The sequence below is a fragment of the Nocardioides sp. LS1 genome (genome assembly GCF_003865225.1).
In the GTDB taxonomy this organism is placed as follows: domain Bacteria; phylum Actinomycetota; class Actinomycetes; order Propionibacteriales; family Nocardioidaceae; genus Nocardioides; species Nocardioides ginsengisegetis.
The window spans coordinates 1225838-1237909 of record NZ_BIFF01000002.1 but is presented as its reverse complement, the minus strand read 5'-3'; the positions used below and the strand labels follow the sequence as shown (position 1 = coordinate 1237909).

Annotated in this window: 9 protein-coding genes; 4 read left to right on the top strand and 5 right to left on the bottom strand. The window is 64.9% G+C overall.

Annotated features, from left to right (window positions below):
• Positions 1-6 precede the first annotated feature (6 nt).
• Positions 7-2052, top strand: a complete 2046-nt coding sequence (locus tag EJF31_RS10810) for a helicase HerA domain-containing protein (protein ID WP_125037047.1) — start codon at positions 7-9, stop codon at positions 2050-2052.
• Positions 2052-3419 carry a hypothetical protein gene (locus EJF31_RS10805; protein WP_125037046.1) on the top strand — a complete coding sequence of 456 codons (1368 nt, stop codon included), beginning with the start codon at positions 2052-2054 and terminating at the stop codon, positions 3417-3419. Before EJF31_RS10810 ends, EJF31_RS10805 begins: the two co-directional genes overlap by 1 nt.
• Here EJF31_RS10805 and EJF31_RS10800 read toward each other — a convergent pair.
• The 3 genes from EJF31_RS10800 to EJF31_RS10795 form a co-directional block, all read right to left on the bottom strand.
• Positions 3416-4321, bottom strand: a complete 906-nt coding sequence (locus tag EJF31_RS10800; protein WP_221767524.1) for a DNA adenine methylase — start codon at positions 4319-4321, stop codon at positions 3416-3418. The two genes, EJF31_RS10805 and EJF31_RS10800, sit on opposite strands and share 4 nt — an antisense overlap.
• Positions 4322-4490: 169 nt before the next feature.
• Positions 4491-4658, bottom strand: coding sequence for a hypothetical protein (locus EJF31_RS21840; RefSeq protein ID WP_185736207.1), 168 nt, complete (start codon positions 4656-4658; stop codon positions 4491-4493).
• A 575-nt stretch (positions 4659-5233) separates the two neighbouring features.
• The gene (locus tag EJF31_RS10795) at positions 5234-5812 is read right to left on the bottom strand and encodes a hypothetical protein (protein ID WP_125037045.1); all 579 of its coding nucleotides are present in this window, start codon (positions 5810-5812) and stop codon (positions 5234-5236) included.
• Positions 5813-6290: 478 nt separating this feature from the next.
• Here EJF31_RS10795 and EJF31_RS10790 point away from each other — a divergent pair, with 478 nt between their 5' ends.
• The gene (locus EJF31_RS10790; RefSeq protein ID WP_125037044.1) at positions 6291-8453 is read left to right on the top strand and encodes a hypothetical protein; all 2163 of its coding nucleotides are present in this window, start codon (positions 6291-6293) and stop codon (positions 8451-8453) included.
• Positions 8450-8902: a hypothetical protein gene (locus EJF31_RS10785; protein ID WP_125037043.1), complete on the top strand. Its 453-nt coding sequence runs from the start codon at positions 8450-8452 to the stop codon at positions 8900-8902. The genes EJF31_RS10790 and EJF31_RS10785 overlap by 4 nt, the downstream gene beginning before the upstream one ends.
• Before the next feature lie 183 nt (positions 8903-9085).
• On the opposite strand, the gene EJF31_RS10780 is transcribed toward EJF31_RS10785, so the two are convergent.
• Positions 9086-10096: a hypothetical protein gene (locus EJF31_RS10780; protein ID WP_125037042.1), complete on the bottom strand. Its 1011-nt coding sequence runs from the start codon at positions 10094-10096 to the stop codon at positions 9086-9088.
• Between the two features lie 357 nt (positions 10097-10453).
• Entirely contained in the window at positions 10454-12025 is a 1572-nt protein-coding gene (locus tag EJF31_RS10775; protein WP_125037041.1) for a tyrosine-type recombinase/integrase, read from the bottom strand.
• Positions 12026-12072: the final 47 nt, after the last annotated feature.

The following is a 12072-nucleotide window of genomic DNA, read 5'->3' as shown; positions in this document are numbered from 1 at the left end:
GCAGATATGACCGATCTCATCCCCGGAGTAGGTGCCGGATCCCTGCTGCATGCCCAGCTGCTTGCCGACGATCGATCGACCCGGATCGGCGCCATCTACCGGCTGGACTACAACGAGGCGATCGTCCTGACGCACGACAGGTGGAAGTTCGACGCCGGTGGCATCCCGCAGCACTCGTATCTCCTGGCGACCGCGCAAGACATCAACACTCCGCAAGTCGATGACGACGAGGTACTGCTGCTCCGCGTCGAGGGCACGGCCCCCCTCTCCATGGAAACCGACCTGCACGCCGTGCGCGAGGAGTCGCTCCGCTCCGCACTTTCGAGCAACAACGACCCTCTCCCGTCGGCGGTGCTCGACGTAGACATAGACCCGTTCACGCGCAACAGAGTCTCGTTCACCGGGCTCCGGTGCCGCATCCTCGGCACCTTCTACGAAGACGACGTTGACGGTCGCAAGGTCCTCGAGTTCGGTGCGGACGTCGACAACTTCTACGCCACCTCTACCTACCGCGTGCTCAAGCCAATTGGCGACGGTCTCTCGACAGTCGCGTCCTACCTCAAGCCGACCGGGCGCGACCAGGAGCGCGTGCGGATAGGAGCGGTGCGCTACTCGGCAACCCGGCGACGCGCCAAGACGTCCAAGCAGGCCGACGCCGCGGTGGAGGTCAACATCCACGACTTCATCGGGAACAAGACCGCCCTGCTCGGCATGACCCGAATGGGCAAGTCCAACACGGCCAAGACCATCATTGCCCGCACCTTCGTCATCTCCGAGCGGCAACGGGCTAGCGGAGGCAAGCCAATCGGGCAGCTGATCTTCGACCCGCAGGGTGAGTACGCGAACGCCAACACCCAGGACGGCACCGAGATCGCGGCCATCGGCGCCAATCACGTCAGCATCTACAAGTTCGGCGCCGACGGGACGCAGCCTCACGTCAAGCCGCTCGCGATCAACTTTTTTGCGGAGAATCAGGTCGAAGCTGTGCAGCGCCTGATCGGCAACGAGTTGGCCAACGAAGGGTCTGGCTATGTAAAGGACTTCGCCCAGGAATCGTATGCCGACGTGCCGGGGAACTGGTCAGCGACGAATCACGCTCAACGGGCTCGACTTGTGCTGTACGCAGCCTTGCTGCGCGCAGGTTTCCCGACCCCGTCGTCCTACAGGGTTCGACTCAGCGTGAAGGGAGCGCTTCAGGCACTCGTGAAGTCCAAGCTCGGACGAGACCCCTTCAGACCCGCGGGCAGTTCAGCTGACAAGGTTGCGGTCGAAGCGGCGGACATTGAGGACGTCGTCGGCGCCATCGTGAGTCTGCGTGATGACGACGGGGAGCGAGACGCGGCAGAGTTTACGAAAGACGCGCGCTGGAAGAACGTGGAGCCCATATTCACAACCCGCACCGCGCAGGGGCACACGGTCAGAGGCTGGCGGAACCTCAATCCCCTGAAGCCCTTCCACAGTCCGCACACGCAGAATGACCCGGCGATTGAGATTTACGACGAACTGGTCGATGGTCGGATCGTGATCGTTGACCTTCACGTCGGCGCGGAGGCCATCACCAGGGCCATGAGCGAAGCGATCACTCTGCGACTGCTGCAACGACAAACTGATGTCTTCACGGCAGGCGCTGAGCCTCCGCGTATCCAGGTCATGCTTGAGGAGGCACACAATCTCTTCTCCTCAGACCGGTACAAGGACGACCTGGATGTCTGGGTGAAGCTGGCCAAGGAGGCCAGCAAGCTGAATCTTGGGATGACATACGCGACCCAGGAGGTCTCCGGCGTCGCCCACCAAGTCAAGGCGAACACTGCGAACTGGGTGGTTGCCCACCTCAACAACACGACCGAGGTCAACGAGCTCGCAAAGTTCTACGATTTCGGCTCGTTCAAGGAGGCCATTATCGCCTCCGAAGATCGCGGCTATGTACGTCTCAAGACCCTCTCGTCGCCCTACATCGTGCCGGTCCAGATCGACCGGTACGATGTTGAGCTTGTGAACGAAGCCCGGGCGGCCGCGGGAGATCTGCCGCTCACGCCGGGGCAGGGCGTCTGATGCCGTACGAAACCGTCGCGGGTTCCCATGAACTTGCCTCGAGGCTCGGCCACTCGGCCGCGGCTGTGCGCGCTATTGCAGACAACCGAACCTTTCACGTGCCAGCCGAGGCTCTGCGCGATGCCGACGACATCAAGATGAAGGTTCGGCCCCGGAGCGACTTCGTGTTCCCCGATGCAAAGCGACTGACCGCTGCGCTTGCAATTGATGGCTCGTACGTGGTCGAGCGGATTCGTGACGGCTTGCCTTCGGTGCTCTACGGCTTCGCGCAGGCGGCCGCGGCGTACGTCGATCTCACGATCATGGAGACCCAGGCGGCCGAAAGATTCGTCGACCCGTACGAGATCGAACGCGCCGTAAATTCGGCTCTTGTGACGCTCGATCTGCCCGTCGCAGGGGCGTACACGCGAGAGGGAGTGGGCATCGCCACTTCGTGGCGCGAGGCCATTGATGGCCTCTTCCGGACCAAGAAGGTCCAGGTGAACCGACTCGATGAATCTCTGCTCGACCTGCTGTTCCGGCTTCACGGGCGACCGGGTGAAGCGGCAAGCCGCTTGCCCGTCAACTGTCCGGGCGACGACTGCAACGCGGAGGTCGTGGTCCCGTCTGCGGGCGTTGAATGCATCGCGTGCAACGAATGGCTGTACCCGACGGACGTACTCCGCATCCACGAGGAAGTCGGGGAGGAGGGCTCGAACCAGTCTGCGCTGGGACGCCTGATGTCGGTCGTCGAGCTCCTGGTTCTTGTCGGCCTTGCGACGCTGCTATGGGAGCAATCGCGCTACGAGCTCATGCCAAGGACGTTGTTTATCGTTGACGGCCCACTCGCTGTCTACGGCCCGCCAGCAAAGCTTCGTGGCCGGGCGCTCGAGTACTTCCAGGCCATGAACGCAGGAACTTCGGGCGACGGACCCTACCTGTGTGGACTTGAGAAGACAGGGGCCATGGTGGACTTCGCTCGCCAACTGGCCCGGCACGACATCGTCCAGCCGGGCGAACTTCTCGTGTGCGACCACGAGATCCTCGCAAGGGTCACGAACGCGACAAACGTGCAGGCGTACGGCAAGGAAACCTACTGGGGTCGCAAGTTCATCTATCGCGCCCTCGACGGGCGTGTCGTCGTGCCGACGGTGATGCCGGCTGTCGGCGCGCCGTACGACGCGAACGGCGGGATGCCAGATCCTGCGGACTACCCGACCCTGCCGGCGATCTTGGATGTCATCGACCGCACCGGATCGTCGATGTACGTCGACGGGATCATCCCGGTTGCAGCGGCCCACGGGAAGGCTGCTTTCCCGATCGGTGTGGGCACTGACGTGTTGCGGCTCGTCGCCACCCAGCGACTGGGACTCGCACCCAGCAACTAACAATCGGTCTCTAGCGCGTGCGCCACCGTGTTTGAGAGGACCATGAACTCGCTCGCCACCTCGCGGCGGTTGGCAGAGTAGTGAAGGCTGAACTCGAGCGACGTGCGGTCGCGATACAGGTCCTTGATGAAATCGGCGATGTCGTAGGTGAGTACCCAGTTGGCGTCAGCCAAGGCATTCAGCCACTGGGCGAGCGAACGATGCTGGGCGTCATTGAACGAGTTCAGGTAGAGCGCGCTGCCCTTCTCGTAGTACGGCGGATCGACGTACCCGAAAACGTTCTCCTTTGGCAGCCAGTCGCGGAGGCGACGCACACCATCTTGGTGAGTCACCAAGATCCTGGACCGGTGCTTGCCGACGGTCTCGATTCGCTTTCTCAGGGTCTCCTTGTTGAAGCGGGCATCGAGCTTGTACGTCCCCTCCTGCTTCAGGCCGCCGATCATGCCTCCGCGCAGAACGCCGGATCGGTTGGTCCGGTTGAGGAAAAAGGTTGCGAATCCAAGGTCTAGCTTGTCGAGTCCCGGTTCGTCGCGACGCCGATAGATCTCACGTTGTCGCTTCCACTCCTCGACTGTGAGAGGCACCGAGTCGAAGCGGTCCAGAAACTCCTCGTGCCGGTGGAGCATGGAGTCCCACAACGAGTAGACCGAGTAGTCGAAATCGTTGATGACTACACGGCCGACGACGCCTCGATACAGTAAGTCGAGTCCGGCCCCGGCGCCGCCGGCGTACGGCTCGACGTAGGTGGGCTTGACCAGCCCGAGAGACTTGATCGTGTCCTCAAAGAAGCCCGCGAGTGACGCCTTGCCCCCGGGGTATCGAAGCGGACTCGGATTGGAGCGTCGTCGAGCTAGGACATCGATCAAGGCACACCTCCGCTCCGCTTCGCTGGACGGAGACACGATACCGGCGTCCTCCGACGGTTTGCCGAGAGTTCCCGTTGCCGGAAGCGGACTGTCGGCCGGTGGGTGGGCGAGGCCACGCGCGACACGCCAGGTGGGCCGCACTGGGGCCGCAGACAAACGAGAAGCGCCCCTGACGCGGGAAGACGTTGGAAGGTGTCTTCGCAGTTCAGGGGCCGATTGAGGAACCTAGCCGTTGGCCATCACCCACCATGGTCGTCAGGTCCTCGCGGACGCGGTCGACCAGGAACGCCGGATGGACCACGCCGAAAACGTCCCTTAGCAACGTGACCAAGATGCCGGCGGTCTGGTCGGCGTAGGCGGGATCGACGGCCATCCATTAGTTGGTGTGCTCGTCGTCGGGTCGGCGCCAGCCTCGGCGCGGAGCAGGCGGCGCTCGTCCTTCCTGATACAAAATTGGGGGTTGACAACGCGGTTGCTCGACACCTCGGCGACAATGTCGTCACCGGTCCAGCCGATCTAGACGTGGGGACCGGTCGCTATCTCGTGCCGTTAGGGGACGTCCACTTCACGGAGGATGTGATCGTCATCGGCGTGGGAGAAGACCCGGTCCGCCAGTCCGGCGCGGAAGTCCTTCCACGCCTTCGCGGCACTCGCCGTCACAGTGTCTCGACCACTCATTTCACGCCGCCCTTCTCTCGTCACACCAGGAGGGCAAGGCTGGGGTCCGAATCAACTCCCTCTCCCTTTCATGCCGTGACCGGGCGAGTGAGCGCGCTGCGTCAGGTTGACGGGCTATAGCGCACGACGTACTCCCCGCTGGTGACCAGCGGGTCTAGGGATACCCCCGGGTCGATGTGACGGAACCGATCAGGTGCTCGCACTAGCGGCGCCCAGGTCCCATTCTCGTTACCGATGGTAGGCGTCGCAGCCGGGAGGTGAGGGGTGGCGTCAGTAGAGAGCCCAGCGCACCGCGTCCTCCAGTTGGGGGGTGTCTCGGAGGGCGGCCAGCGACTCCACCGCTTCGAGGGTGTCCGACCTGGCCAAGTTCGGCTCGTGCTGCGTGACGGCTTCCTGGACGCTGATGCCTGCGCGAATGTAGGTGGTGACGCGAGCGATCGGGACGCCGCTTCCGAGCCACGCCCAAACGGCGACCGCCGCCCGCTCGGAACTGGCATCGATGTGATCCGGGTGGTCGCCCGGCCGCAGGGAAAGCTGGGCGACGGCATGCGTGTAGGCGGCCACAGTCCGAAAGTCATCGGCCGTTCGACCCGTGTCCCACAGTCGCTGGGCAAGACCGGGATCCACGCCGCGTGCGAGCGCGTCGAAGAGGTGAGATTGGGGCACAGACGCGTTCAAGGCGTCGACGTATCGAACGACGAGGTCGCGGACTTCGTCCGTGTACTCGAGGCTCCACGGGTGGAATCGTTCTGCCAAGGCCGTCGGCACACAGGGGAAACGTTCGTCCACTTCCTCCGGCGGCAGGCCTGCCTCGACAAGCAGCTCGTGGACGAGTTCAAGCTCAAGCATCAGCGTGGTCGGTTCGAATCGAGGTCATGGCCTTGATCCTCTCGAATCCAGAACGCCCTGTCGCGCAAACCCCGGGGCTAACACACCTTGTCGGTTGTGACCGCTACGCTGACAGCGCTACACGAGTTGGGTGACTGGACATGTGCCGGTCGGGTGCCAAGACGGGCCCTCACCATGCTGCGCGACAAGCAGCCAGAACCTTCGGGGGACGGCCACGCGGCGCAGAGGTGGACCTACGATCGGCACCAACCCCTGGGTCCGGACCGATCGACCCCACGCTGTCCTGGACAGGCCGCAGCACGACGGGGTTCTCCGGTGAGTGCGTTGCGTAGCCGACACGCCTGTAGTCCACAGACAGGTTGACCTTCCGTTTCGACGGGATTCGATCACGGCCCTTCCGTACCCGGTGGGGCGCCCGCCCTTCCGGACCCACTAACGCAGGGCACCACGTCCGTGCGTTCGCAGAAGGGCAACACCAATGACTTCCTTCCCGACCGACCTGACCCAGCTGGCCGAGCAGCCCAGGCCGAGCATGACCAACCCATTCATGATTCCCGTGGCCACCAATGCCGCGGTACGAGCGCGTGTGGCGAGGGCAGTAGGCCCCGACATCGTCGGCACCGAACACCTCGCCGCCACGGGAGTGACGCTGCGCGACCTGTCATCGAAGGAGCTTGGTGAGGTCTCGATCACGCGCCTGGCGCCAGCACCGGTTCCGTTCCCGAGAATCAACCGGCTCGAGGCCACAGCCCTGAAGGTGTTCTCCAAGGTCCCCGACCTCGCGAACTACCCCTCCGGAGCGATCCGGTCCCTGGTACGCACCGCCCACGACCCGGTCCAGCTCATGGCAAGAATCGCTGATTCTGTCGATCTGGAATCGACCGTCGATGGGGAGGTGGTAACCATCTCGACTAGGACCCGGGCCAATGGGCTGTTGTTCCTTCACCAGCCTCGTAAGAAGGGTCAGGGGCGCGTCTACGACGTCCAGGATCCCAGGATTGACTCGTTGCCGGACGGCACCACGACCTTGGTCTATCGGAACCCGCAGCACTTGCACGACCAGCAGCGCGAAATCATCACCCGATCTCTGCCGGGAGGCATCAAGGCCGAGCGGCATGTTCAGATTGCCGAGAGTGGCGTGCGCCGCAAGGTTTTGGCCGAGATGGTGCTGATCACCTTCACCGACGGCAGCCCGGACCAATGGGTGCTGATGGTCCGTGACGGCATGACCCGCACCTCGGTCGCCCTCGCCTTCCAGCTGGGCCTGCTTGGTTCGCAGTCCGAGAAGTCCGCGGCTGAGGCCTCTCAGAAGATTGCCGACTACCTGGTGCCCGTGGAGAAGGTGCGGAGGGCTCGCTCGTCGAAGGCAATCGTGGAGTGGAGCGCCGTTGGCCACGATGCGCTGGCCAAGAGGTACGCCGGCATGTGCGACCCGCTCGAAGGCCCCTCAGCACAGGCGATGTTGCTTCAGCAGTTCGCGACTATCCCGGTGACCGTTGTGCTGCGCGCCTTTAACGGGGACCGCCTGGGACGGGTCCGGGATGCGATGAAGTCGTTGGTCGCCGACCAGCACACCGGCACTGAGAAGTGGCACGAGGACGACGAGGCCATCTACAACGTCGAGCGTGCCTTGGAGATGCTCGCCGAGATCGGTGCGCTCGATCCTGGTGAAGCCGACCTGTGGCTGGGGCGGCGTCCGATGAGTGACGTCGACGTGCTCTTCCCGCCGCCCACGGACGCGGACCCGGCCCGGGTCGGAGTCCGGTTCCTGGTGCAGCTGTTCGCGCGGCTGTTGAGCCCGGAGGTGTACGAGGCGCTCAAGCGCTGTCTGCGCCGCACCTCCGGCGGCCGGTTCACCTACGCCCGGGTGGTGGAGTCTCTTGCTCCACTAGCCAACCAGCACTGGGTGGGCCGCAAGCCGCTTGGCCGGCTGTGGAGTTATGGCGGCGGCGCCGCCCTCGAGGGGACTCTTCGGGGCGTTGGTCTGGCGCTGCGGGCGCCCATCGACTACCTCGACCTCGTGGAAGACGCCGTGGCTGGGGACGAGCACGCCCGTACCGAGCTCGCTTTGGCCGGAGGAGGGGCGATGCTGGCTGACGGTGTACTCACGACTCGCGTCGTAGGTGGGTCCGGCGGGTCAAAGGCGCTGCCGTTCCGGGGGGCCGTGCCCGAGCTGTTCCGACTGCTGTGCTCTACCCGAGAGGGCCTCGTCCAGCTTGCGGTCGCGGCGAACGCCTTCGACCCGGCCCAACCCGCGTCGTCGGCCCGCCTTCCTAAGGGCGACCTGAACAACTCGGCGGGTGGCTTCGTGGAGCGAGACACTGCCGGCGTGCGGGTGGCAGTGCTGGAGGAGGACGTCGCTGCCCTCGCCGCGGCCGCGACCGCAGCCGAGAACGCCGAGGGGGCCCGCTCCGCCGAGTCCGCTGCGCCCACGGAGTCCGAGCCGAGCGCCGAGGACTTGCTTGCGTCGGCGGCGAGCGAGATGCCGAGGAGGGTGCGGGATCTGCTCCACTTCGCCGACGAGGTGCTTCGGTTGCGTGAGGCAGTTGGGCATCGCGACGCGGTCTTCTCCGAAATCGACGCAGAAGCGATGACCTCGATGCTGGCAACGGTGAACAGCCGTATCGGAAAGCTGTCGTGAGCGCGCCGGCGACCTGGCAGGTTCCCGGCCTCGACCTCGAGGTTGATCGACTCCTGCAGGACTGGGTGACATGGCTGCGTCTGAGTAGTACCCCGCACCGTGACGGTGATCTGGGCGACGCGGTCCGAGTCTGGGCGATGTGCCGCGGCAACCTGTTGGAGCGTCGCCAGTGGCCACGTGAGGCTGGCCCGCGCGTGTACATGCCGATCGATGTGGGCGGACCGGCGTACGTGGGCCAGACCGTGCAGCCGCTTGCAGCACGGATGGCCGCCCACTTCGGGAACTTGCGCTCCCCCGCGCAGCGAGAGAAGGCGTTGTCGTGGGTCGGGGTCGTATCGGTGACGTTCAGCAACCTGCGCCACGGTGACCTCGGACGGCTGGAGCGTTCAGCGGCCGAGTGGGTGCTCCCATTGCACCGACGCGTCGGCCGTTCGTGGCCGCGCTGCTGAGCTATCGGCGCCTGGCGGCATCGACCCCGTGGCAGCTCGCTATCCGCGGGGTCGATGCGGCGGCACTTCCGGGACGGTAGGGCCAACGGATCAAACGACACAGCCGTCACTAGCTCGTCCGTGGCCGAGTGACAAAGGCACCCGGGTGAAGAGTGACGACACAGGGACTGGGTCCGGGGCCGCTCATAGGCCGAGTCGGGCGGCAACGTTGTCGCGCAGAATCTGCTCGCGACGCTCGTGGCGAGCCAGGCCGCTGAGTGTGGCGAAGTCGGCCTGAGCTGCGACTCGATACAAGGGCGAGTCGTCACGTATAGCCGTTCGGATGAAACCTGTGCGCAGGCTTACGAATCCGTACTTCCCGTGGAGCCCGGCCCCCGCACAAGCAAGGCGCACCGCCAGTCTGAGGCCTTCCCGAGATAGCCGCACCGGTGTCACGACGCTTCCCTGAAGATGAACAAAGGCAGGCCGGTCCGGGCCGACGAGCCCTGCTTGGGCCAAGACGTTCGTCCATTCCTGCCATGCTCGCACCGGGCATAGCCAGGGCCGGTCGTCACGCGGCAGGGCCGCAGGGCTGCGTCGTCCCGGCACGGCGATCAGCAGGCCGCTCGGCGCGGCCGCCACGGCCGCCTGGTCGAGGTTGAAGGCCTCGGTTGCACGCAGTGCGGCACCATAACCCAGAAGTAAGAGCGTGCGGTCTCGGATCTGCCTGGCTGCGGGTTCGAGGACGCTCTCGATCGCCGCGAGCAGCTCGGATTCTTGAGCTTTGGGCCGAAGCCAACTGCCAGTCTCCAGGGTTGGCAGGAGGGTGAGCCAGCTCCGCAGCCGTTCGACGTCCCACAGGTTGCCGGTCTTCCCGAAGAGGAGACCGGTGGAACCAGTGGCCAGTCGTGCTTGCCGCAACAGGGCAACGGGACAGACGCGTTCGTCGGGGCCGGCGCTAATGACGAGCGGCCGACCCGGCACCACTCCGGCCCGGCGGTTCGTGCGCGGTGGCGGCCGCACGACCGCACAGTTGCGTTTGATGGCGACATCGGCCCACCGCAGCTGGGCGAGAGCCGTGGCTGAAAGGTTGGTGGCATTGGTGAGGGCAATTGCGGCAGCCGCTAGCCGTTGGTCTGGCGTGGGCTCGGACAGTGTGCGGATGACGATGTGAAGGTCCTCTTGGTGCAGGGGGTCGACCTGCGGATGCACCATCCCCAGCTCCGCCGATCGGTAGAGGCCGCGAAGGAGACGGGATACCTCTGCTCGTTGAGACCAGGGGGGCCGCCCCGCCAGACGTTCCACGAGGTCGAGGGCCGCCAGCCGGCGTCGGATGGACCGTCCCGATTCCCCGCACTCCAAGAGCCAGGTCAGATATAGCGCTACCGCGTCGGGCCCGGCCTCGACACCAAGCCGTGTCTGTAGTTGGCGGAGCCGTCCAGCCTCCATTCGGGCGGCGTTCAGCCTTCGCTCGCTGAGAATCGCTGCAACTCCGGGTGGAGCTTCCAAGTAGTCGCTGCCGTCGCGTCCGGCGGTCTCGAGGCCGTCCATGGCTGATCCCCTCAGCTCGGATCACAGGCCAACTCGGGCAGCTGGGTTCCGGCGGAATGGGTTGTCGTCGCGTATGTAGACGGCCAGGGTGTCGAGCGTGGCGTGCCGGCTCTGACGGGCAATCGCTTCGAGTGGGATGTCTAGGTCGGCTGCGGTGCTGATGAAGCCGGAGCGGAGGCTTCGTCCACCCCAACGCCCCGTGATACCCGCCTGATTTGCCCGCAGCTGAATCATCATGGTCAAACCTTCTGGTGACAGGGCCCGCCGGTCCATGCGTCCGGTTCGACTAAGCGCGCAGAACACGGGCCACTCGTCGATCGCGCAACTGTCATCCGGGGTTTCGGCGTCAGGGTCGCTGTTCCGCGAGGTATCCACGAGCCCACCGCTGAGCTGCAAGATGCAGCGTTCTCGCCACCGCTCGAGGGCCGCAACCGGGCAGGTCAGCTCATTGCGCCCACGAGGGATGCCCACCACGCAGCCTCGGCCCGCAAGGTCGGTCTTTGACCTGCGAAGAGTGAGGATCGCGCCGTCTGCTGAGACCGCGATATCGGTCCACATCAATCCGGTGAGTTCGTTGCGACGGAAAGCGCCAGCAAAGCCGATCAGGATCATCGCTCGATCCCGGAGGACCACGCTCGGCGGGCCCTCGAGAAGCCGGATCGCCACCTCGGTCTTGGCCTTTTCGGGGCCCGGACTCAAGGCTTCGAGACGCGTCTTGCGCACCTGAAATACGCCCTTCGGGGTGAGTGGCTCTGATCCTGTCCTGCTCGACGTGGGAGTGGGCGTGAACACTGGCCGTGAGTCGTTGAGAGCTGGTCCGTCTGTGTAGCGGCGGAGCGCCGCGAGGGCGGCGAGGGCCGATTCGCCAACCGGCTGTCTTACGTCGGCTGTGATCTGTCGCGTTGGTCGCCCGGATCCAGCGCCACGAACCTCGACAAGGATGGACCTCTGACGGAGGTGGATGTCGGCCCACAAGAGTCTGGAGATCTCACCGTCACCTAGGCCCAGTGCGTGCATGCAAAGCAAAGCCCGGTCGCGAAGGGTGCGGAAGTCCGTGGTCTCCGCCTCGAGCGCTTTGCAGACTGTGCGGAGACCGTCTATGCGCAACGCAGATATTTGGGGACGTGCCGGTGGTCGCGGCACTTGGCGACTCAGCCCCCGCAAGAACATGCCCATCGCCGGATGCTGACCCGGCGACGGGAAACCGGCTTCTAGGTGCACACGGTTGATCGCGGCCATCCAACCGCGGAGCGTGCTGAGCGCGAAGCCGCCTTCCTTGGTCGCGGCCGCCAAATACAGCATCACAGTCTCGGCCTCGGCAGGCAGTGAACCGAGGTCGTGCTCCTGGCACCAGCGTTCGAACAGGCGCCAGCGGCGGGCGTAAGCCGCCCTGGTGTGCTCCGTCACCGACGCCGCATAGAGATTCGCGGTGCGCTCGAGTAGTGCGGTGAGCTCGTCAACCGGGCCCTTTTCAATGGAGTCGGGCAAATCTGATGACTCGAGTTCCTCACGCCCCGCGCCTAGGAAGGCGCGAAGGCGAGCGCGGTGGAGGCGCTCGCCGACGCCATTGCTTGGTTGAGCCTTCAAAGGCATGGACGGCCGCTATCCGTCGCCATCCCATCAGCATGAGCCTGCCGGAC